We start from the raw sequence: 23,700 nt of genomic DNA, 5'->3' as shown, positions 1-23,700 counted from the left end.
ATGCATTTATCCGAAGTAAAATCATCTGAAATTAAAAACCTAGACTTGCTGGCAAAACAAGTTGTAGAAGGTTTTATAACAGGTATTCATAAAAGTCCGTTTCATGGGTTTTCTGTAGAGTTTTCTGAACACAAACTATACAATAACGGCGAAAGTACCCGGCATATAGATTGGAAATTGTTTGCAAAAACAGAGAAATTATATACTAAAAAATACGAAGAAGAAACCAATTTACGTTGCCACATTATTATAGACAACTCTGCCTCAATGCATTATCCTATTTTAAAAAAACAAACGGTAAACAGTTTAAATAAAGTTGGTTTTTCTGCTGTTGCCGCAGCTTCATTAATGGAAATTTTAAAAAGACAAAGAGACGCTGTTGGTTTAAGTATTTATTCTGATTCTTATGAATATTATGCGCCAGAAAAAGGAGGAGAACGTCATAGAACTATGTTGCTACATCAATTAGAGAAACTTTTCTTACCTGCCAAAAAAACAACTACAGAAACGTATAAATATTTACATGAAATTGCAGAGAAAATACACAGACGCTCATTAATCTTTTTATTTACAGATATGTTTCAGACATCAAAAGCTGATGATGCCTTATTTGAAGCCTTAAGACATTTAAAATACAACAAACATGAGGTTATTTTGTTTCATACCTATGACGGAAAAACAGAATTCGACTTTAATTTTGATAATTCACCCAAAAAATTTATTGATGTAGAAACGGGAGAAGAAATAAATGTTTTTGCTGAAAATATTAAAGAAAAATACAAAGAATTGGTTGGTAATTATTTTAAAGAATTAAAAAACAAATGTTTACAATATAAAATTGATTATGTTCCGGTAGACATTCATAAAGGTTATAATGAGATTTTAACCTCTTATTTAATTGGTAGAAAAAAAAATAAATAATTTTTTTTATTTTATGTTTGCAGATATCAAAATACATTGTATATTTGCAACCGCTAAGAGCAACGGTCTGGTAGTTCAGCTGGTTAGAATACCTGCCTGTCACGCAGGGGGTCGCGGGTTCGAGTCCCGTCCAGACCGCAGAAATCCTTAATAATCTATAGATTATTAAGGATTTTCTTTTTTTACAACTTTTTGTTTTGAGCCCAGAAAATCAGACAATTTCCTATTTTTATCGTTTTTTTTCGACAAATAAAAAAATTATGCCTTTCTTTGCAGCTTAGTTCATAAACTTATTGATACGTTATCACGAAAGGCAGAGGGATTAGACCCAGTGAAGCCTTGGCAACCCTTATCCTGAAGCACTTCAGAGTCTTTTTTAATATTTTTGTAAAAATTAAAAGATCTTGAATTCAATTCAAGACAAAGAAGGTGCTAAATTCTACAATTTATACTGAACTTGTTTCAGAAATTAACTTGGCAGATAACAGCGAAAAAATTACCTTTCCTGATGACATATTGATAAAAATATCAAAAAATGTCGAATATATACAAAGCTTTAAAAGAACGAATTTTAGTGTTAGATGGCGCCATGGGAACCATGTTACAAGCCTATAAATTCACCGAAGAAGATTTTAGAGGAGAACGCTTTAAAGACTATCCAACTCCTTTACAAGGAAATAACGACCTGTTGTCAATTACACAACCAGCAGCCATAAAAACCATTCACGGAAAATATTTTGAAGCTGGCGCAGACATCATAGAAACCAATACCTTTTCTGGTACTACCATTGCTATGGCAGACTATCAAATGGAAGATTTGGTCTATGAATTAAATTATCAATCTGCAAAAATTGCCAAAGAAGTTGCTGATGAATATACTGCAAAAGAACCACATAAACCTCGTTTTGTTGCAGGTTCTATTGGCCCTACAAACAGAACAGCAAGCATGTCTCCGGATGTAAATGATCCTGGTTATAGAGCTGTTACTTTTAATGAATTAAGAATTGCCTATAAACAACAAATAGAGGCCTTGATTGATGGAGGTGTAGATTTATTATTGGTAGAAACCGTATTTGATACCTTAAATGCAAAAGCAGCGTTATTTGCTATTGAAGAAGTAAAAGACGAAAGAAATATAGAAATTCCAACAATGTTAAGCGGTACAATTACAGATGCCTCTGGTAGAACCTTATCCGGACAAACAGCTGAAGCTTTTCTAATTTCTGTTTCTCATATTCCGTTATTATCTGTAGGATTCAATTGCGCTTTAGGAGCCAATTTATTGCAACCACATTTAGAAGCAATTGCTAATAAAACAGATTTTGCTATTTCAGCACATCCAAATGCAGGATTACCTAATGCTTTTGGAGAATATGATGAAACTGCAGAAGAAATGGGAGAACAAATTGAAGAATATTTAAAGAAAGATTTGATTAATATTATTGGTGGTTGTTGTGGTACAAGTCCAGAACACATTAAAGAAATTGCAAGGATTGCAGCGAAGTATAAACCGAGAGCCCATCCCTCAATCCCTTCCCAAAGGGAAGGGAAGTTGGTTTAAGCATTTTTAAAACTAATTTAATAATATAAAAGGTTAGTCTTTATTAAAAAAATAGGTATGTTGCCCTGTCAGGTTTTAAAAACCTGACAGGGCTGAAAAAGCAAATATGATTTTAGAAGTTGCCATATTACATATAAAAAAAGGATTGTCTGATACGTTTGAAATTAATTTCAAAAAAGCAGAAAAGATTATTTCTTCAATGAATGGTTATATATCTCATGAATTAAAAAAATGTATTGAACAAGAAGATAAATATATTTTATTAGTGAATTGGAAAACAATAGAAGACCATGAAATAGGATTTAGAAAGTCTGATGAATATCAAAAATGGAAAGAGTTATTACATCATTTTTATAAACCTTTTCCAACAGTAGAACATTATATATGAAAGTGAAACAAACAAAATATATGAAATTGTCTGGTTTAGAACCTTTAGTTCTAAACGAAAACAGCAATTTTATAAACGTAGGAGAACGTACAAATGTAGCTGGGTCTCGTAAGTTTTTAAGATTGATAAAAAACGAACAATTTGATGAAGCGTTAGATATTGCAAGACATCAAGTAGATGGTGGCGCGCAAATTATCGATATTAATTTTGATGATGGATTAATTGACGGAAAAGAAGCAATGGTTCGTTTTCTAAATTTAATTGCTGCAGAACCAGATATTTGTAGAGTTCCCATTATGATTGATAGCTCTAAATGGGAAATTATAGAAGCCGGTTTACAAGTTGTTCAGGGAAAATGTGTGGTAAATTCTATTTCACTTAAAGAAGGAAAAGAAAAATTTATCTGGGAAGCAAAACAAATAAAACGTTACGGAGCAGCCGTAATTGTAATGGCTTTTGATTCAGAAGGACAAGCAGATAATTATGACCGTAGAATTGAAATTGCTAAAAAATCGTATGATATTTTAGTAGATGAAGTTGGTTTTCCTAGTGAAGATATCATTTTCGATTTAAACATATTTCCTGTTGCTACAGGAATGGATGAACATAGAAAAAATGCCATCGATTTTATTGAAGCAACACGTTGGGTGAGACAAAATTTACCCAATGTTTCTGTAAGTGGTGGGGTTAGTAATGTCTCTTTTTCTTTTAGAGGAAATGATGGAGTACGTGAAGCAATGCATTCTGTTTTCTTGTATTATGCTATTCAGGCAGGTATGAATATAGGAATTGTAAACCCAGCATTATTAGAAATTTATGACAATATTCCGAAAGATTTATTAGAACGTGTAGAAGATGTAATTCTTGATAGAAGAGAAGATGCAACGGAACGTTTGTTAGATTTTGCTGAAACAGTAAAAGGATCTAAAGTAGAAAAAACAGTAGATTTATCTTGGAGAGAAAACCCTTTACAAGATAGAATTACCCATGCATTAGTAAAAGGAATTGATGCTTTTATTATAGAAGATATAGAAACTGCAAGACAAGAAGCAGCAAAACCAATTGAAGTAATAGAAGGTCATTTAATGATTGGTATGAATGTGGTAGGAGATTTATTTGGAGCAGGAAAAATGTTTTTGCCACAAGTAGTAAAATCTGCCCGTGTAATGAAAAAAGCAGTAGGTTATTTAAATCCGTTTATTGAAGCCGAAAAAGGCGATAAGCAAGAACCTGTTGGTAAAATATTAATGGCAACCGTTAAAGGAGATGTACATGATATTGGTAAAAATATTGTGAGTGTTGTTTTGGCCTGTAATAACTACGAAATTGTAGATTTAGGAGTGATGGTTCCGCCAGAAAAAATTATTCAAAAAGCAATAGAAGAACGTGTAGATGCTATTGGTTTGTCTGGTTTAATTACGCCTTCTTTAGATGAAATGGTGTATTTGGCTAAAGAAATGCAACGTCAAAATTTTGTTTTACCCTTGTTAATTGGTGGTGCAACAACCTCAAAAGCGCATACAGCCGTTAAGATTGATACGCAATATAAAAATGCCGTAGTACATGTAAATGATGCCTCTAGAGCCGTAACGGTTGTTGGTGATTTGCTAAACAAAAAATCGAGCCATTTATACACTGCAAAATTAAAGAAAGACTATGATGAGTTTAGAACCAAGTTTTTAAAACGAGGAAAACAAAAAACGTATATTTCAATAAACGAAGCACGTAAAAGAAAGTATAAAATTAATTGGGAGACTTCAGAAATTGTAAAACCAAGATCATTAGGAATTCAAACTTTAGAGCAATTAAGTTTAAAAGATTTAGTTCCGTTTATAGATTGGAGTCCGTTTTTTAGAAGTTGGGATTTACACGGTAAATTTCCTGATATTTTAAAAGACGAAGTTGTGGGTGAACAAGCCACCATTATGTATAAAGAAGCCCAAGAAATGATACAAGAAATTGTTGCAAAGCAATTGTTAAAACCAAAAGCAATTTTTGGTTTGTTTGAGGCAAATTCTATTAATGATGATGATATTTCTATTCAGAAAAAAGGAAAAGAAGTAGCCGTTTTTAGAACCTTACGTCAACAATTAAAGAAACGAGATGGGATTCCGAATCATGCATTGGCAGATTTTATTGCTCCTAAAGAAAGTAATAAAACAGATTATATGGGCGCATTTTGTGTAGGTATTTTTGGTGCACAAGAGTTAGCAGAAAGCTACAGAGCAAAAGAAGATGATTATAATGCAATTATGGCGCAAGCTATTGCAGACCGTTTTGCAGAAGCCATGGCAGAATATTTACACAAACAAATTAGAACAAACCATTGGGGTTATGATGCTGCTGAAACGTTAACTAATGATGATTTAATTAAGGAAAGTTATAAAGGAATAAGACCTGCACCGGGGTATCCTGCATGTCCAGATCACTTAGAAAAAGAAACTATTTGGGAGTTGTTAGATGTTGAAAATAAAATAGGAGTAAAGCTTACAGAAAGTTTAGCTATGTGGCCAGCAGCCGCAGTTTCTGGTTATTATTTTGCCAACAAAGAAGCTAAATATTTTGGCCTAGGAAAAATTACAGATGATCAAGTAACAGATTATTCTACAAGAAAAGGAATTACAAAAGAGAAAGCTAGAAAGTGGTTGCACCCATCTTTAGCCGAAGAATAATTTTAAGGTCCTTTCGTTTTTTAAAAACTGAAGTTATATAAAATAAGAATAAAATATGGAGTTTATAACATTGCATTTAGGAAGTTATATTATTTCTCATGGTTATGATAAAACTAACAAAGAAATAATGACACACATTCCTGCAGATAAATTTGGAAAGAAATTAATTGCAGTTTCACGAATTAAATCTTTAAGCGAAAAATATATTCTAACAGATTATGTAGATGGAAGATGGATCTATTGGGAATATAAAGAGGATTTTGAAGATGTAAAAAAGTTGCTAAACACCTAGCATTAGCGATTGCAGCGGCATCCTTTTTATGTATTACTTTTTTAGTAATACATAAAAAGATATAGCGAAAAGCGCGACCCTTGTGGTAATGCCCAAAAAAATAAAAGTAGAATATTAATATAAAATAACCCGCAACAATTTTCCTGTATTAGAGGGATTTAGGGAGGCTAATGAAAGTTACAGAACACATTAAAAATGCAAACGGTAAAACGTTATTTTCTTTTGAAGTGATACCGCCAAAAAAAGGAAATAATATTCAAGAATTATATAACAACATAGACCCATTAATGGAGTTTAATCCGCCTTTTATAGACGTAACCACTTCTAGAGAAGAGTATGTTTATTTAGACAAAGGAAACGGACTTTTAGACAAGAGAATTACTAGAATGCGCCCAGGAACCGTAGGTATTTGTGCGTCTATTATGCATAAATATAAGGTAGATGCAATTCCGCATTTATTGTGTGGTGGTTTTACCAAAGAAGAAACAGAATATGTGTTGGTAGATTGCCATTATTTAGGGTTGGATAATGTGATGGCTTTGCGTGGAGATTCTATGAAAGATGAACCTTATTTTAAACCTACAAAAGGAGGAAATGCTTTTGCTAGTGATTTGGTACATCAAATTGCAAACTTAAATAGAGGGCAATATTTACATGATGATGTAAATGTAGAACATCACTCAGATTTTTGTATTGGTGTTGCCGGATATCCAGAAAAACATATGGAGGCTCCGTCTTTAGTTTCAGATTTAAGACGCTTAAAAGCTAAAGTAGATGCGGGTGCAGATTATGTAGTTACGCAAATGTTTTTTGATAATAATAAGTATTTTGAGTTTGTAAAAGCAGCTAAAGAAATGGGAATTAATATTCCTATTATTCCAGGAATTAAGCCTTTAGCAGTACAAAGACATTTACAAATATTACCACAAGTATTTAAAATTGATTTGCCACAAGATTTAATAGACGCTGTAGATAAATGTAAAGATAATAAGGCTGTAAGGCAAGTTGGTATTGAGTTTGCAATACAACAATCTAAAGAATTATTAGCGGCAGGCGTGCCTGTTTTACATTATTATTCTATGGGTAAAAGTGATAATATACAAGCAATAGCTTCAGAATTATTTTAAAAAAAATATTTTTTTGTTTCTGTAATTAGAAACATTATATTTAAGAAATCATCAAAAAGAATGCTTTAAATAGCTTTTTTTTGATGATTTAATATTTGTAAGCATAAAGACAATTTATAGACAAATAGTAAAAAGCAATTTTTTAGAAATATAGAAAGTAAATAAATTGTTTACTTTTGTAGTTCAAAATAGAAGTAACAATTTTAAAATATAAAAAAATGGCATTAGAAATAACAGACGCAAACTTTGACGAATTAGTATTAAAATCTGACAAACCAGTATTAGTAGATTTTTGGGCAGCTTGGTGTGGACCATGTAGAATGGTAGGACCAATTGTTGATGAAATTCATGAAGAATATGAAGGAAAAGCTATTGTTGGTAAAATTGATGTTGATGCAAACCAAGAATTTGCTGCTAAATACGGTGTAAGAAATATACCAACTGTTTTAATCTTTAAAAACGGAGAAGTTGTTGACAAACAAGTAGGAGTTGCTCCTAAAAATGTTTACACTGGTAAAATTGATGCTGCTATCTAGTTGATTTTTATTACGATATAATATTAAAAACCGTCTAAAATTAAATTTTTAGACGGTTTTTAATTAGAATAAATTCACCTAAATAGGTTTATGACAATTCCTTTGTAGTACTTGTATATTGGGCACTCCAAAGGTTTTTAGGGTACTTGTTACTGTTTTTTAGTGCACATATAGCGTTTACCACATTTTCTTTGTCTTCCTTGTAGGTAACACCAAACCAATTAGCGTCTGACTCTAATACTGTTATTTTTGCTTTTGCTGATGTTACTATTTCATTTACCAAACTAGGAATGTAAAATTCTGCTTTTATGTTTTCTTTATTCTCTTCTAAAAACTCTAAAAACAAGGCTTTCCCATATTCAAAACAAGTAGGAGTAAAACCCCAAAAATTCATAGAAACAATGGTTTTACCATCAATAGGTATACTATTTCCATTATTGTCTTTTCTTATATATGTATTTTCTACTTTTTGTATTTGTGTACGTTCTGTAACCCCTAATAAAAAACCATCTGAATCCACTTTACATTCACCCCTAGAAACAGATCCGTATTCAGAAACTGTATTTTCTAATAAATAGGCCATCGTTTTATATTGATACGAGTTTTTATCTGTTTCGATTAAAGATTTTGCCATCACTTTAAAAGCTTCTTTTCCGTAAAAATCATCAGCATTAATAATAGCAAAATTTTCTTTTATAACGTCTTCCAACAGCAAAAGTGCATGGCCAGTTCCCCAAGGTTTTACTCTGTTAGGGTTTATATATGCAGTTGGTACTTTGTCTAATTCTTGATACACATATACTATTTCTATTTTGTCTTTTAATTTTTTACTAAAAATTTCTTTAAATTCTACTTCAAAACTTTGTCTGATAATAAATATGATTTTTCCAAAACCCGCTTCTATGGCATCGTAAATAGAAAAATCTATAATAGTATCTCCTTCTTTAGTAAACGTATCTAGCTGTTTTAAGCCACCGTATCTACTACCCATTCCTGCTGCTAAAATTACTAAAGCTGGCTTTTTATTCATTTTCATACCTGTTTTTTTATCAAATTTTTGTTGTTAAAAATAAAAAAATAAAGCTAAAAAAAACTTTTAAAAAGCTAAAAACATTTTTTGTAACTTACAACACTAATTTTAAATATTGCTTTCTATGCCTAATTACAACTTAAATATTAACGGAATATCAAGATCTGTAGAAGTAGATTCAGATACACCTTTATTATGGGTTTTAAGAGATGAACTAAATTTAACAGGTACTAAATTTGGATGTGGTATTGCACAATGTGGTGCATGTACGGTACATATAGATGGCGTGGCCACAAGAAGTTGCCAAATGCAAGTCTCTATTTTAGATGGTGTAAAAATAACCACTATAGAAGGTTTGTCTACAGATGGTAAACACCCTGTACAACAGGCTTGGAAAGAAATAGACGTACCACAATGTGGTTATTGTCAGGCAGGTCAAATAATGACGGCATCTGCTTTTTTAAAAGAGAATAAAAACCCTACAAAAAAAGAAATTAGAGAAGCAATGAATGGTAACATTTGTAGATGTGCTTCTTATAACAGAATTGAAAAAGCTGTAAAAGTTGCTTCGGAAAAAATGTAACCTTTTTATTTTAACTTAAATTCTTATTTGTATGAAACTCTCAGAAAAAAACGATTTTAATCGTAGAAATTTTTTAAAAAACTCCTTTTTAGTTAGTGGCGGAATTTTAGCTGGCTTACACTTAATACCTACAATTGGTGAAGATGTATTCTTAGAACAAACTTCTGAAAACGTCCATTTTCATGAATTTAATGCTCGTATTAAAATAACAAATAATAAACTAGAAACTGTTTTTACCCCCAATAGAGAGATAAAAGCAAGTACTAAAAAAACAATTCCGTTACATCATGTAAAAGAAGCCCAAATAGATTGGACTACGGCTTATGAAAATTTTGATGTGATAAATACCACGGATTACGAAAACAATATCTTTGGTGAGAATAAAAATACATCTACAAAAAATACATTGATAAAGGCAGCAGCAAAAAAATGGAATGTAAAACCTACTACGTGTAGAGCATCAAACGGAGTAATTACGAACAATTACGGCGAAAAAATTAGCTACGCAGACCTAGTTACTCAAGTACATTATACAAATAATGCGTTGGTGTTTTTGGTCTAATATACCGGTCTCAAAAAATATTTATTTCCTAAAAAAATAAAAATGGAATCTAAAAGTAACCTTAATTTTAGCAGAAGAAATTTTTTAAAAACATCGGTTTTGGCTAGCGGTGGATTATTAATTGGATTCAACTTTCTGTCAGCTTGCAAACCAGAAACAGTAATGCCAGTAGATATTGAAAATTTAAATTTCAATGACTTTAATGCATTTATAAAAATTTCTGATGATGGATATGTCACTATTTTTTCTCCAAATCCAGAAATAGGGCAAGGTGTAAAAACTGCAATGCCCATGATTATTGCTGAAGAATTGGATGTTGATTGGGAAAAAGTACATGTTGTACAAGGCGCTTTAGATACCAAAAATTTTAAAAGACAAATAGCTGGCGGAAGTCAATCTATACGTTTTGGTTGGGATGCTTTAAGACAAACAGGCGCCACTGCAAAACAACTTTTGGTAAATGCTGCCGCTAGTAAATGGAAAGTAAATGCAAGTACTTGTAAAGCTTCTAAAGGAATCATAACCAACGCTAACGGAGACAAAATAGGATATGGAGATGTAGTAAAAGAAGCTGCGTTATTAGACATTCCGGAAGATGTTAAGCTAAAGGAAATTAAAGACTATACAATTATTGGTCAAGAAATTGTAAATGTAGATATTGATAAAATTATCACCGGAAAACCTCTTTTTGGCTTAGATTATAAAACAGAAGGTATGGTATACGCTTCCGTTTTAAGACCTCCGGCATTCGGGCAAAAATTAGAAAATTTTGATGCCTCTGAAGCTAAAAAAATAAAAGGAGTTATTGATGTAATTACCATAGGAGAAAAAGTAAGAAACTACGTTGCTTCTGGTAAAAAAAGCTGGACTTTTCAATTAGCTGAGTCCGATAAAGTAGTAGTAATTGCAGAAAATACTTGGGCTGCCATAAAAGGTAAAAAAGCACTTTCTGCAACTTGGGGATCAGACTCTAAAGTAGAAAGCACAGAAACTCACGATAAAATGTTAACCAACATTTTAGATGGTAAAAAATTAAACATAAGACGTGAAGACGGAAACCTTAAAAATGCTTTTGCCGCTGCAGATAAAGTAATAGAAAGAACGTATCATTCGCCCTTTTTACCACATAACTGTATGGAGCCCATGAATTTTTATGCACACGTAACTCCAGAAAAAATACATTTAGCAGGCCCTGTACAAACCCCTGAAGCTGCCGCACAAGTTGTTGCCGATTTATTAGGGTATGAATTAGATAAAATCTCTTTAGAAATGACCAGAATGGGTGGTGGTTTTGGAAGAAGATTGTATGGCGATTTTGTATATGAAGCAGCAGAAATATCAAATGCAATTCAAAAACCTGTAAAATTAATTTCTACAAGAGAAGATGATATGACAACAGGTGTTTATCGTCCTTCCATAAAATATAGAATAAAAGCATCCATCAAAGATGGAAAAGTAACCGGTTATCATTTAAAAGAAGCTGCTATAAATGGAAATATGTATGGTTTAATTGCTCACTTTTTCCCTGCGGGATGCATTCCTAATTACAAAGTAGAAACAGGAAATTATAAAAGTAATATAACAACGGGCGCTTGGAGAGCACCTTATACCAACTTTTTAGCATTTGCAGAACAAAGTTTCTTTGATGAATTGGCTTCAGAATTAAATGTAGATACTATTCAGTTACGATTAGATTTACTTCAAAATGTAAAAGGTACAACAGATAAAAACATTGAATATTCTGGACAAAGAATGGAAAACACTATTAAATTAGTGCAAGAAAAAGGCAATTGGGGAAAAACTGAAGCGGGCGTTTACCAAGGTTTTTCTGCCTATTATAGTCATAATACACATGTTGCAGAAATTGCAGAAATAGTTTTAAAAGACGGTTTTCCGGTGATTAAAAAAGTAACTGTTGCCGTAGATTGCGGAGTTGTTGTAAATCCAACAGGCGCAAGAAACCAAGTTGAAGGTGGTGTTTTAGATGGCATTGGACACGCAATGTATGCTGATTTCTCTTTTAAAGATGGTAAACCAGACTCAAAAAACTTTGATACCTATCGTTTAATTAGAATGCAAGAAACGCCAAAAGTAGACGTACATTTTGTACAAAATGATTTATCTCCAACAGGTTTAGGAGAACCAGGTTTGCCACCTGCAGGAGGCGCAGTTGCCAATGCTATAAATACAGCATTGGGTAAAAGGTTGTATCGTCAGCCATTTGCAAAAGAGTTAAAAAAAAGTAATGTTTTAGGTTAAATGTAAAACTATGTATCTTCTTAAAGAAGAGATTTATTTCAATATAAATACTTAAGCAACTACTAAAGAAATTCATTTAAATTAAAGCTGAACAATGATATCATTATTCAGCTTTTTTGTTCCTGTATATTATTCTTACATTTGTGTAAATACAAATATTCATTCCATGAAATACCATAAAATAGATTCCTCACTTTTTATAAAAAATCGTAAAAATTTTGCTTCTGCCATGAATGCAAATAGTATTGCTGTTTTTAATTCTAACGATATTTATCCGATTAGTGCAGACAGCACAATGCCTTTTGAGCAGCATAGAGATATTTTCTTTTTAAGTGGTGTAGATCAAGAGGAAAGTGTATTATTTTTGTTTCCAGATTGCCCAAATGAAGCGTATAGAGAAGTTTTATTTGTTAGAGAAACAAACGATCATATTGCGGTTTGGGAAGGAGAAAAACTCACCAAAGAGGCTGCCTTTGAAACAAGCGGCATTAAAACGGTTTTGTGGTTGCAAAATTTAGAAAAGGTGTTGTTTGAAATGTCTACCTACGCAAATACTTTTTACATAAATACCAACGAGCATTACAGAGCAAATGTAGAAACAGAAACTAGAGAAGACCGTTTTACAAAATGGTTGTTGGCAAAATATCCGGCACATTCTGTAGCTAAAAGTAATCCTATTTTACAGCGTTTACGTTCTGTAAAAGATAAAATTGAGTTAGATTTAATTCAGCATGCTTGTAATATTACCGAAAAAGGATTCCGTAGAATTTTACCTTTTATTAAACCAGGGGTTTGGGAATATGAAATTGAAGCAGAATTGTTGCACGAGTTTGTAAGAAATAGATCTAAAGGTTTTGCGTATACACCAATTATTGCTAGCGGAAATAATGCCAATGTTTTACACTATATAGAAAATAATAAAGAGTGTAAAGCAGGTGATTTAATTTTGTTTGATATTGCTGCGGAATACTCTAATTATAAAAGTGATTTGTCTAGAACAGTGCCTGTTTCTGGGAAATTTACAGACAGACAAAAAGCGGTTTACAATGCGGTACATTACGTTAAAAAAGAAGCTACAAAATTATTAGTACCAGGAACTTTATGGAAAGAATACCATGTTGAAGTTGGTAATATTATGACTTCTGAATTGTTAAAACTTGGTTTGTTAGACAAAGCAGATGTACAAAATGAAGATAAAAACTGGCCTGCATATAAAAAATATTTTATGCATGGAACAAGTCATCATATGGGGTTAGATACACATGATTATGGTTTATTACACAAACCAATGGAAGCCAATATGGTGTTTACCGTAGAGCCAGGAATTTACATTCCGGATGAAGGTTTTGGAATTCGTTTAGAAGATGATGTTGTTGTAAAAGAAAAGGGAGAGCCGTTTAATTTAATGGGAAATATACCAATTGACGCGGAAGAAATTGAGGATTTGATGCAAGGTTAAATCTTATCATAAATATAAAAAGCGGGTTTTAGAACTCGCTTTTTTTGTGCTTTGAATTCTTTATATTTGTGAATATGAAAGAAAAAGAATTATTAAAAATTATCACAAATTATTTTGAAGAAAAAATATTTGATAATCATAAAATCAATGCTTTAAAAACACATTCCAAATTAAAATCTTACAAGATAAACCCTATTATTGTTAAGTATTTATCTAAAATTTTAGAAGACGATTTTACGCCTTTAGGTATTGCAAAAGCATTGTATTACCCAAGAATTTTAGGAACTTCTATAAATACTTCTTTTGGAACAAGAATTCAAAATATGTTTGTTGAATTAGGTTTAGCAAGTGGTTCTTTAATTAAAGGAATGGATATAGAATTTATTGATAAAATAGATGGAAGAAAGAAATGGTGTCAACTAAAATCTGGCCCTAATACTATTAATTCGGAAGATGTAAATCCATTATTAAAAAAGTTTTCTTCAGTTACAAATTTAGCCAGAACAAACGCCATCAACTTAAATAATTCTGATTTAATTTTAGGCGTTTTATATGGAGAAGACTTGCAACTAAGTCAACATTATAAAAAGATTGATGCACAATTTCCTGTAATAATTGGTAAAGAATTTTGGCATAGAATTACTGGTTTTCCAAATTTCTACAACAAATTGGTTTTAAATTTAGATGAAATGATTTTAACTTTAGATACTGAAGATTTTTTCGAAAGAGGTTACAAAGAACTGGCTAAAGAAATTGAATCTTCCGATTTATTTGATTTCAAATCATAATACTTGTTCAAAAATTTAACAATAGAATATCCTATTTCTTGTCCTAAATTACATGGAACAGCATTTCCTATTTGTTTGTATTGTTGCGAAATGGAACCAGCAAATTTCCAAGAGTCTGGAAATGTTTGAATTCTTGCGTATTCTCTAACTGTAAAAGGTCTTGTTTCATCTGGATGACAACGTTCGGTTTGTTTTTGAGCAGGACTACAAGTAAGTGTTAAACTTGGTTCATCCCAACCAATTCTTCTAGCCATTCCTGTTTTTCCACCACCTAAATAAAAACTTTTGCCCATGTATTCTTTTTGAATTTCAATTGGTAAATCTCTCCAATATCCCTTTGGTGGAATTAAATCTAAAATAAGTTTTTTATGTTCTGGGTATTTAGAACCTTCTGATTTTGGCACATCAGAAGAAAATAAATCTCCTTTTTTTAATGCGTCTTTTAAGTTGTAAATAGTTTGATGTGGTTTTGGATATTCGTATTTTATATCAATATCTTTTCGAATTCCAACAACAATTATACGTTCTCTTTTTTGTGGAACTTTATAGTTTATTGCTTTTAATACTTCTACAGGAACTACATTATAGCCAATTTCATCTAAAATAGAAATCATTCCTTTTAAGGTTGCTCCTTTTTCATGAGAGCGCAATCCTTTTACATTTTCACCAATACAAATTGGTGGTTTTACTTCCTGTACAGCTCTTGCAAATTCGTAAAATAAAGTTCCTCTTGCATCTTCTAAACCTAATCTTTTTCCTGCGTAACTAAATGCTTGACAAGGAAAACCTCCAGTAATAATATCTATTTTGTTCTTATATTTTTTGAAACTAATATTTCTTATATCCCCTTCAATAACATTCCAATTTGGTCTATTATTTCTTAATGTTTGGCAAGCCCATTTGTCTATTTCATTTAAAGCTTCACACTTAATACCGGCTTTTTCTAAACCAATTGCCAAACCTCCTGCTCCTGCAAAAAGTTCTAAAACTTTATACTCATAATTTGGGAATTCAGTATTATCAACAACATCATCAACTTCACCATCAAAAAGATTTAATAAAGAATTTATCCCTTCTTTTTTATATATTCTATATTTGCTGATTGGTTCTCTTGATGCAATTAATTTGCCATCTCTATCCCATCTTCTTAAAGTTTCTTTACTTTTGCCTAAAATTTCTGAAGCTTCAGCCAAAGAATAATACTTTTTTATAACCACGTTAGTCAACATTAAACATTGGTTACAAATGTAATAAAAAATATCTATGAAACCTATCGATTACTTAGGACTTGATATTTTAATTACTGCCCAACAAAATCAGTATCACTTAACGTTTTTAGAAATGAAATAAGGTTGCTTTTTTCCTCTTCCGTTAGTGGGATTCTATTATTATTCTCTTTAAGAATAGGATCTAGATTGTCTACATCTAAAACACCATTATCTAAATAATCTAAAACTTCTTTTAAGGTGGCAAACTGACCAAAACTACCATAAGGCGCTGTATATGCTATGTTACGTAAAGAAGGTACTCTAAAACGCATAAAATCGTCCCATTCTCCTGTAATTCTTCCGCGTCCGGCTTCATCTTTATTTGGGTTGTATGGAAAACCAATATTTCTAAAACTTTGGTCTGTAAATAATTCTGAACTATGACAACTACTGCATTTATTCTTAAAAACAGCATAACCTTGTGCTTCTTCTTCTGTAAAAGTTGCTCCTTTATTCTGTTTTACTTTGTCATATTTACTGTTTGCTGAAATTAGAGTGTATTCAAATTGGGCAATACTGTTAAAAATTCTATCAGGTGTAATCTCAGTATCACCAAAAGTTTTGTAAAATAAGTTTATGTAGTCTTCTTCTTGTTCAATTTTACCAATTACTTCTAAAATAGAAGAGTCCATTTCTTCGTGGGTGATAATAGGTACAAGTGGCTGACTTTCTAACTGACGTTTGTTTCCGTCCCAATTATAAAACTGCATAAATGCCATATTTTGAATTGAAGGCACATTTCTAAGTCCAACTCTTTCTTCAATACCAATACCTATTTTGTTATGATCTGAAAAAGCATTTTCTTGAATGTGGCAACTAGCACAAGCAATAGTATTGTTTGCACTTAATTTTTTATCATTAAATAGTTTTTTACCTAATTCAATACCATATTTTGTAGGAACATTAGCGTAAAAAGCATTGTTTAGTTCTGGAAAATCAGCAGGAATATTAATCGCTATTTCCGGATTATTATAAGAAATAACCTCATAATCATCATTCTTATTACAAGATGATATTAACAATAAAACAAAGAGATTTCTTATTACTTTTTTCATTATTATAAGTTTTAATTAAACCTTTTAAAAAGAGCTGGTTCATTTAAAATGAACCAGCTCTATAAATTTAATTTTCTACACTTGTTATAGAGAACATTCCTTTTAAGTCTGAATCTCCATTACCACCAATATTTTCTACAAACTTCATCATTTCTGTAGCAGTATGCACACTTGGCGTTGCATTGTTAGTAATATTTGCAGCGGTTATTAAAGTTACTTTATTTGTGTTTCCACTTAAAAAATTATTAAAATCTGCTTGAATCATAATTTTAGGAGCATTGTTACCAACAATAGCATTTGTAGGTAAGTCTAAAGTAATATCTCTATACGCATCTACACCTTGTACATATTCCGTTCCTCCGTTAGGATCTTCATCTAAAGTGCTACCAGAATGGAAAGACAATTCTTTGTGATCTGTATCGTAAAAACCTTCAATTTTTGTAAAACGGTATCCTGTACCCCATTCCCAGTGCATTTGTGTGTCATTTTCTCCTGCTGCTTCGTAAAACTCAGGAAAACTTACTTGATCTAAAGTATTTAAACCTGTTTTTACACCCAAACCAAATTTTATTTGTGTGTATTCTGTAGACGGAATATTGCTTAAAACATACTGTAAAGTTGCTGCTTTAGATTGATTAACAACCGTTGCTCCTTCATCTAAATTATTTACGTTATAAGGAAATTCTACTCCTTCTGCATTTATAAGACGTATATTACTTATCACGTATTTTAACTCTTGAAAATGATGTACTTGGCCATTTGTAGAAGTATTTACGGTTGCATCTGTAGAAGTTGCATCACCCAAAACAATAGTAGTATTACCAAAAGTGTTGTTAAATTCTAATGTTACATTGTTTGCAACAGGTATACTATCATCACTACAAGATACAATTGCTAGAGAAATCATTAATACTAAAAGGTACTTTTTTAAATTTTTTATTTGTTTTATTTTAAGAATCATTTTGTTATTATTTAAAAATTAATTTTTAAAGACGTAAAAATATTACGTCCCATTCTTGGGATGTTTCCCCAATCTGCATAGGTGCTATAATATTCATTAAACAGGTTTTCCGCACCTACTTGAAAAACCGTTTTGTAATTATTAATGTAAAAAGTGTAATCTGCAGAAACATTCCAGTTTTTGTAAGATGGTGTTTCATCTTCTCCGAATTCCGGACTGTAATGACGCTGTTTAAAATCGCCATTTAGTGATGTTCCTAAACCAAATTTTTTATGAGAAAAATGCACGGAAGTTTGATAACTTAACGGTCGGATAAATGGCAAATTATTTTGATTATCATCTAAACCTCTTGCATAGGTTAACGTTCCTTTCCAATGTAATTTCTGTAAAAAAGTGTACTTGGCATTTAGTGAGAAATTAAATAATGTGGCATAATCTAGAGAGGTATATCCTTTTACACCCACAGATTGATAGTTCATAGGGCTTCCTAAACTTAAAATTCTTCCAATTATATAATTCTGAATATAGAAATAGTTTACTTTGGCGTTTATGCTTCCATGTTGATTTTTAAAACCAGCACTTGCATTTACTTCATAAGAAATTTCATTTTTTAAATCTGGATTTCCGATGTAATCATACCTATCAAAACTGTTATAAATATAATATCCATATCCTTCTGAAACAGAAGGTGCTCTATGACCGTAACCACCACCAACAGAAAAATTAAAATCACTTACATTTACAAGATACCCTAAATGTAAACTTGGTAAAAACCTTGTTTTTTCTTGTGGAGTTCCAGGGTGAAAAATCCAGTTAAACTCGACATATTTAGAATGATTGTAATTGACACCTAAAGTTCCCCCAAAATTTAGCTGACTGTCATTAGAAATATCCCATAAATTACTTATTGAAAGTCCTGCGTATGTTGTTGTAACCCAAGGCCAACTGTAAGCAAACATAGTTCGCTCGCTTCGGTCTTGTGGGTACATGCGCATTTCTGCAATAGATAAATTATTATAAGCATTTAACTGGATTTCAGAAGAATAATTCTCCTTTTTTAAATTCACCTTAGAAACTACCCCATAAGTGGTACTCCAACCTGGCATATCCATATGAACCAGGTTTTCCGGACGAGTTGTATCATCCATATAATGTTCTGTAGCATTAAAATAGACTTTAGTATCCCATACTTTTACAATTCCTTTTTCAAAAAATTGCTTGTATGCCACCGATGTAATTAAGGCTCTAGAAAGCCACAAATCCATAGGAAGTGCAGGGAAACCAACATCTTTTGCTCTATCAAAAATAGCATCTACCCTTACAGAGGACAAATCACTAGTTTTGTAAGCAACTCCTAAAGAAGCATTTAATTTTTCGAACTGAGAATGTTGTACTTCCTCATTATTACCGTCTGAATAATTTGCTGCTTTTCTATTAGAAATACTACCATCAATTACTAATTTATCAGAAGAAAAAGAGGCGTTTGCAAGGTTAAAAAACTGTTTGTTATTTAACTCAAAGCCAGTTTGGAAAGCACCTTTATAATTTTCCCCTAATGTAAATGCGGTACTTTTCCTTTTCAAATTGATGCTACCCGCTACTGTTGCTCCGTGCAAACTACCTTCTTGTCCTGATTTTATATCAATATCTGATAAATTATTACTTTCTACATAAGATGTTATCGGATCCATTTTATCCGTACAAGCGCCAAAAACATGCATGCCATCTATGGTTACTAAAGAACGTTCTGTACTCATGTTATTCAACAAAGGTTCCCAAGCATAAGCACCACGTTTAATAAAACTGATGTTGTCTGACGAGGCTAAAAATTCATCCACAGAAACAGCCATTTTCATAGCCGTTTCTATTTTCTTTTTTTTAGCCGCTATAATTATTACTTCCTCCAAGACACCTCCTAAACTATCTCTTTTTTTCTCAACAGTTTGTGCATTTGCCAAAGTTGCTAGGAATAGAATTGCTATCGTTATTTTTTTCATCTTCTTAAAATAAGATATCAATAAAAAGTTCTCCTTTTTCTCCTTCAATTCCTGGGGTAAATTCAGTAGATACTTCTGTCCCTTTTAGTATTTGTTGATTTTCATCTTTAAAGATAAAATTCAACGTCCAATTACCCGTCATTGTATAATTTACTACTCCAAGATACAAACCGTTGTCTTGTTGCGTTAAATCTGTATTATTTGGCGATGAATGATTTCCCATTGAAGGTTCTGGCATTCTAGGGTCTAATAACAAAGTATGATTTTCTACCACTGAATACGAAAATTGTGAAACATCAGGAAAAACACCTGCAACCGTAGTTGGTTTGTTGTACTTGTAAATACCTGCAACCAAATTGTTTTGGGCAACACGCGGACTTTGAGGAGCAACTAAAGCAATAAAATATTGTTCAGTATCATTTCCTGTAAAAGCCGTCATGTTAAGGTTCTTGTTGGTTTGCGCTTCTACAGAAATAATTTGATGTACAGCATGAGTTTGATTATTATCTGTAAAATTGATGTACAACTGCCAATCTATTACAGAATCACTATCATTTGTAAAAACCACATAACCCACGTAATACGCTTCCGTATCATTGTACACTAAATTATATTCATGCGGACAAGAAGATTTATTTCCATTTGTATCGGTCATTATTGGTAAAAAAGTAACATCTGAACTCTCTAAATTTTCATCCGTTTTTGTGTTGATGACTTTTAGATGAATTTCATTATAACCTTTATAAAAAGTACCATTTAAAGCTTCTATGCTAATGCTGTAATCTCCACTATTTATGATCGTTACCTCTTCAAATGTACTATATTCTGTTGTTTCTATATTTAATTCGGCTTCATAATCCGTTTTATCTAACGTACAAGAAGATATTACAACAAAAATTGCCATTACAATTACCTGTAAATGTTTCATTATTCTTTGACTGTTTTGTTAAAAACTGTTGAAAAACTAGTAGTCCTAAAAACAAGAACAAGTACCTTTTTTTAAGAAGGTTTATTGCGCATTATTAGGTTGTTACAATTGTTAAAATTGCAATTTTACTACTAAAAAGAAATGGTTAAGAAACCCGTTTACCAAGAACAAAACAAAAGCTTTAATAATAAAAAACTTAAAATACTTGCTCTTAGGTACTACACATTATTTCTAATTGATAGTACATAGATAAATACCTAACTAATTTAAATTAAGTACCCATTAATTGGGGTGTTGAGTTTCTTAGTATGAAGAAATTAAACGAGCGGTGGGTGAAAAACAACATCTGTATAATCAAATTTATACGTGTTATTATAAGAAATATTTATTTTTAAATTTTCTTCTTTAGACAAAAGAAATGCATAATTATGAATTGTTTCTTGGTAATAAACAATAGACATTTCTATTTTAAACGATTGATTTTTTTCATTGCCACTATCAGAATCTCCGGCCTTTACAATTTGCTTTGCCAAATGACATTTTCCGTTACATTGTAATTCTGGAGCATCTTTGTTTTCACAAAGTTCGTTTTTAATATAATCGTAAAAAGCAGCATATTCCAACAATGGAAGCAAGGGCTTAGAAAGCAAGAATAACGATAAAAAGATTGCTGCAATTTTCACGGCGCAAATATCTTGTTTTTTTTTAATTTTTCCTAACCTTAAATTGTGAATAAATTAAGATTTAAACGGTCTTATCAATTCTAAAAAAAACTATAAAGAATGTATAAACTTAATAGTTTGGTTGTTAAAAGTTTCTGGTTGTTCTACATTAACCACATGGCCGCAGTTATCAACAACAAACAAAGAAGAAGTTACATGTTTAGAAACAATATTTTTTATGGATGGTAAAAAAAGATGATCTTCTGCACCCATCACATATAAAGTGGGTATTTTAATATCTTTTGCTCTAAAAAAACGCAACAACGGATTAATTTCTGATGTTAATTTAAACCAACGTAAAAACTCTTTTTGGTATAATTTTTTTGCTTCGTTAACAAAAAGTAATCGAGACTTTTTATGATTTTTCTTCGGCATAATAATAAATGCAAAGAGTTTGTACAATAGCATATAAGGCACTACAGATTTAAAGATATTGCCAACCTTCATTAACACTTGAGAGCGAAAATTTAGTTTTATAATAGCGCCGCCCATAATCATACTTTGCACCAATTCTGGTTTTTTCTCTGCTAAATTTCTAATCAAAATTGTGCCCAAAGAAATACCTATAAAATGCGATTTTTTTATTTTTAAATGCTCTATAACTTCAACAATATCAGTAGTAATAGAATCAAAAGTATATTTAGGATTAAAGGTGTCTTTTAATTTTGGTTTGCTATTTCCATGACCACGTAAGTCTAAAATTAACACATTAAAATGTTTTTTAAAATCGCGTACTTGCTTAAACCAAATAGAACTACTTCCTCCTGCTCCGTGAACAAAAGTTACCCATTCTTTAGAATCTTTATGTGGATAAGAGTAGTAGTTTAACAATGAATTTTTAGCTTAAATTATATAAAATCGAAAAACAAAAATAACTTTTTTAATTTTAATAAAAACGGAATGTGAAACCTTTCAGGCATTTATTATTTATAATTAATTTAAAATAGCCGTAGAATGCTATTTTTAACTGAATCTTTTTTTGATTTTTTGTAAATTGCACGTATGGGAAAAAGTACTACAGATAAAGACAATTCTAAAGATTTTAATTACGATAAAGAATTGGCAAAATTGCACATAGAATTAGTGCACATGCAAGAATGGGTTAAAAGTCAAAAACTAAAAGTAGTCATCCTTTTTGAAGGAAGAGATGCATCTGGTAAAGGCGGAACTATTAAACGGTTTACAGAGCCTTTAAATCCTCGAATTTGTAAAGTAGTAGCATTGGGTGTGCCTACAGAAAGAGAAAAATCTCAATGGTATTTTCAAAGATATGTACAATATTTACCGGCAGGAGGTGAAATTGTTTTATTTGATAGAAGTTGGTACAATAGAGCAGGTGTAGAAAAAGTGATGGGCTTTTGTACCAATGATGAATATGAAGAGTTTTTACGTTCTTCTCCAGAGTTTGAACGTATGTTAGTGAGATCTGGAATTATTGTCTTAAAATATTGGTTTTCTGTAAATGATGAAGAACAAGAAAGACGTTTTAAAAATCGTATTTCTAACCCTTTAAAACGATGGAAATTTAGTCCTATGGATTTAGAATCTCGTGCTAGATGGTTAGAGTATTCTAAAGCTAAAGATCAAATGTTTGCACATACAGATACCAAACAAGTTCCTTGGTTTGTGGTAAATTCTGACAATAAAAAGAAAGCAAGATTAAATTGTATTAGCCACGTTTTAAGTAAGATTCCTTATAAAAAAATGGATATAAAACCTATTGAACTTCCACCATTACCAGATTATAAAGCATACGTAAGACCACCTATGAATTATCAAACTTTTGTACCAGAAAAGTTTTAATTTATAACAATAGTCTTATTTTTAATTAAATAGTAGTTGTTAATCTTAAAGTTATGAATGATAATTCTAACACAACCATTTATATAGTAGCCGCAGTAATTATTTTACACTTTGTTATTGGTTTTGGTTACTTAATTTACAAGATGACAAAAAAAAGAGAAAAATAGTTATTTTTCTCTTTTTTTATATTGATTTATCTTAAAATTCAAATGCTAAATACAGTTGCCAAACTCTATTTTTAGGCTTGTCTTCATCATAAATATCACGTTGTCCTAAATGGTATCTGGCTCCAATACTTACTCCTGCATCACTTTTAAAACCGGCTCCTAAATTTACGCCCCAATCAAAGTTTTTTGGTTCAAATTCTTTTGAAGTATCATATAAAACAAAACCAGCATCAAAGGTTTCTTTGTGTGTTATTGAAAAACCAATTTGTGGACCCGCTTCTAAAAAGAAACTTTTTACCGGATACAATTTTAACATCACAGGAATGTTTATATAATCTAACTTTTGAGTGTACGTACCGCTACCATCTTTAATTTTATAACCTTGTTGCGAGTATAAAATTTCTGGTTGTATAGCAAGTAATTCGCCAATAAAAGATTCTCCATAAAAACCAATATGGAAACCGTGTAATTGTGACGTTTCAGAATTACCATCAAAACTTACGGATGATAAATTATAACCTGCTTTAAAACCTGCGGTTGATGCATTATTTTGCCCTTGGGTGTTTATCGATATAAATGCTAAAAAAATTATTGAAATTGTACTATATAGTGTTTTCATTT

General features: G+C 31.3%; 22 protein-coding genes, 1 tRNA gene and 1 riboswitch. Of the genes, 14 read left to right on the top strand and 9 right to left on the bottom strand.

The window, feature by feature from the left end; genetic code table 11:
* The 8 genes from ACSHW5_RS02330 (at position 1) to trxA (ending at position 7,497) form a co-directional block, all read left to right on the top strand.
* The gene (locus ACSHW5_RS02330; RefSeq protein ID WP_435674495.1) at positions 1-921 is read left to right on the top strand and encodes a DUF58 domain-containing protein; all 921 of its coding nucleotides are present in this window, start codon (positions 1-3) and stop codon (positions 919-921) included.
* Positions 922-985: 64 nt separating this feature from the next.
* A tRNA-Asp gene (locus ACSHW5_RS02325) sits at positions 986-1,059 on the top strand.
* A 160-nt stretch (positions 1,060-1,219) separates the two neighbouring features.
* Positions 1,220-1,409, top strand: a riboswitch (SAM riboswitch).
* A 47-nt stretch (positions 1,410-1,456) separates the two neighbouring features.
* A complete protein-coding gene (locus ACSHW5_RS02320) occupies positions 1,457-2,482 on the top strand; it encodes a homocysteine S-methyltransferase family protein (RefSeq protein ID WP_435674494.1) in 1,026 nt (341 codons plus the stop codon).
* A gap of 106 nt (positions 2,483-2,588) precedes the next feature.
* Complete coding sequence (locus ACSHW5_RS02315) at positions 2,589-2,870, top strand: antibiotic biosynthesis monooxygenase family protein (protein ID WP_435674493.1); 282 nt, start codon at positions 2,589-2,591, stop codon at positions 2,868-2,870.
* Complete coding sequence (gene metH, locus ACSHW5_RS02310; protein ID WP_435674492.1) at positions 2,867-5,542, top strand: methionine synthase; 2,676 nt, start codon at positions 2,867-2,869, stop codon at positions 5,540-5,542. The genes ACSHW5_RS02315 and metH overlap by 4 nt, the downstream gene beginning before the upstream one ends.
* 55 nt (positions 5,543-5,597) lie before the next feature.
* Complete coding sequence (locus tag ACSHW5_RS02305) at positions 5,598-5,834, top strand: hypothetical protein (protein WP_435674491.1); 237 nt, start codon at positions 5,598-5,600, stop codon at positions 5,832-5,834.
* Positions 5,835-6,004: 170 nt separating this feature from the next.
* The gene (metF, locus tag ACSHW5_RS02300) at positions 6,005-6,961 is read left to right on the top strand and encodes a methylenetetrahydrofolate reductase [NAD(P)H] (protein ID WP_435674490.1); all 957 of its coding nucleotides are present in this window, start codon (positions 6,005-6,007) and stop codon (positions 6,959-6,961) included.
* Positions 6,962-7,179: 218 nt separating this feature from the next.
* A complete protein-coding gene (gene trxA / locus ACSHW5_RS02295) occupies positions 7,180-7,497 on the top strand; it encodes a thioredoxin (protein ID WP_435674489.1) in 318 nt (105 codons plus the stop codon).
* A gap of 88 nt (positions 7,498-7,585) precedes the next feature.
* Here the strand turns inward: trxA and ACSHW5_RS02290 are convergent, their stop codons facing one another.
* Positions 7,586-8,527, bottom strand: a complete 942-nt coding sequence (locus ACSHW5_RS02290) for a sugar phosphate nucleotidyltransferase (RefSeq protein WP_435674488.1) — start codon at positions 8,525-8,527, stop codon at positions 7,586-7,588.
* 124 nt (positions 8,528-8,651) lie between these two features.
* Between ACSHW5_RS02290 and ACSHW5_RS02285 the strand changes: the two genes are divergently transcribed.
* From ACSHW5_RS02285 to ACSHW5_RS02265, 5 genes are all read left to right on the top strand, one after another.
* On the top strand, positions 8,652-9,110 hold the full coding sequence (locus ACSHW5_RS02285; protein ID WP_435674487.1) for a (2Fe-2S)-binding protein: 459 nt from the start codon (positions 8,652-8,654) through the stop codon (positions 9,108-9,110).
* Positions 9,111-9,141: 31 nt separating this feature from the next.
* The gene (locus tag ACSHW5_RS02280) at positions 9,142-9,672 is read left to right on the top strand and encodes a hypothetical protein (protein ID WP_435674486.1); all 531 of its coding nucleotides are present in this window, start codon (positions 9,142-9,144) and stop codon (positions 9,670-9,672) included.
* A gap of 42 nt (positions 9,673-9,714) precedes the next feature.
* On the top strand, positions 9,715-11,931 hold the full coding sequence (locus tag ACSHW5_RS02275; protein WP_435674485.1) for a molybdopterin cofactor-binding domain-containing protein: 2,217 nt from the start codon (positions 9,715-9,717) through the stop codon (positions 11,929-11,931).
* A gap of 166 nt (positions 11,932-12,097) precedes the next feature.
* On the top strand, positions 12,098-13,390 hold the full coding sequence (locus ACSHW5_RS02270; protein WP_435674484.1) for an aminopeptidase P family protein: 1,293 nt from the start codon (positions 12,098-12,100) through the stop codon (positions 13,388-13,390).
* Positions 13,391-13,464: 74 nt separating this feature from the next.
* Entirely contained in the window at positions 13,465-14,178 is a 714-nt protein-coding gene (locus tag ACSHW5_RS02265) for a PmeII family type II restriction endonuclease (RefSeq protein WP_435674483.1), read from the top strand.
* Here the strand turns inward: ACSHW5_RS02265 and dcm are convergent.
* From dcm to ACSHW5_RS02230, 7 genes are all read right to left on the bottom strand, one after another.
* Complete coding sequence (gene dcm / locus ACSHW5_RS02260) at positions 14,121-15,395, bottom strand: DNA (cytosine-5-)-methyltransferase (protein ID WP_435674634.1); 1,275 nt, start codon at positions 15,393-15,395, stop codon at positions 14,121-14,123. The genes ACSHW5_RS02265 and dcm overlap by 58 nt on opposite strands.
* 83 nt (positions 15,396-15,478) lie before the next feature.
* Positions 15,479-16,501: a cytochrome-c peroxidase gene (locus ACSHW5_RS02255; RefSeq protein WP_435674482.1), complete on the bottom strand. Its 1,023-nt coding sequence runs from the start codon at positions 16,499-16,501 to the stop codon at positions 15,479-15,481.
* A gap of 67 nt (positions 16,502-16,568) precedes the next feature.
* Positions 16,569-17,462 (bottom strand): MbnP family protein, encoded by an 894-nt coding sequence (locus ACSHW5_RS02250; protein WP_435674481.1) that lies wholly within the window; start codon positions 17,460-17,462, stop codon positions 16,569-16,571.
* An 11-nt stretch (positions 17,463-17,473) separates the two neighbouring features.
* Positions 17,474-19,459 (bottom strand): TonB-dependent receptor plug domain-containing protein, encoded by a 1,986-nt coding sequence (locus ACSHW5_RS02245; protein WP_435674480.1) that lies wholly within the window; start codon positions 19,457-19,459, stop codon positions 17,474-17,476.
* Positions 19,460-19,463: 4 nt separating this feature from the next.
* Complete coding sequence (locus ACSHW5_RS02240) at positions 19,464-20,387, bottom strand: hypothetical protein (protein ID WP_435674479.1); 924 nt, start codon at positions 20,385-20,387, stop codon at positions 19,464-19,466.
* 317 nt (positions 20,388-20,704) lie between these two features.
* Complete coding sequence (locus ACSHW5_RS02235; RefSeq protein ID WP_435674478.1) at positions 20,705-21,070, bottom strand: hypothetical protein; 366 nt, start codon at positions 21,068-21,070, stop codon at positions 20,705-20,707.
* Between the two features lie 90 nt (positions 21,071-21,160).
* On the bottom strand, positions 21,161-21,940 hold the full coding sequence (locus ACSHW5_RS02230) for an alpha/beta fold hydrolase (RefSeq protein ID WP_435674477.1): 780 nt from the start codon (positions 21,938-21,940) through the stop codon (positions 21,161-21,163).
* A 171-nt stretch (positions 21,941-22,111) separates the two neighbouring features.
* On the opposite strand from ACSHW5_RS02230, the gene ppk2 reads away from it, so the two are divergent.
* The gene (gene ppk2 / locus ACSHW5_RS02225; RefSeq protein WP_435674476.1) at positions 22,112-22,912 is read left to right on the top strand and encodes a polyphosphate kinase 2; all 801 of its coding nucleotides are present in this window, start codon (positions 22,112-22,114) and stop codon (positions 22,910-22,912) included.
* Between the two features lie 198 nt (positions 22,913-23,110).
* Here ppk2 and ACSHW5_RS02220 read toward each other — a convergent pair whose 3' ends face one another.
* A complete protein-coding gene (locus ACSHW5_RS02220) occupies positions 23,111-23,698 on the bottom strand; it encodes a porin family protein (protein ID WP_435674475.1) in 588 nt (195 codons plus the stop codon).
* Positions 23,699-23,700: the final 2 nt, after the last annotated feature.

The sequence above is a fragment of the Polaribacter sp. genome, from assembly GCF_051251875.1.
Taxonomy (GTDB): Bacteria; Bacteroidota; Bacteroidia; order Flavobacteriales; family Flavobacteriaceae; genus Polaribacter.
Note: the sequence above shows the minus strand (reverse complement) of the source record. Positions and strands in the feature narration are given on the sequence as shown.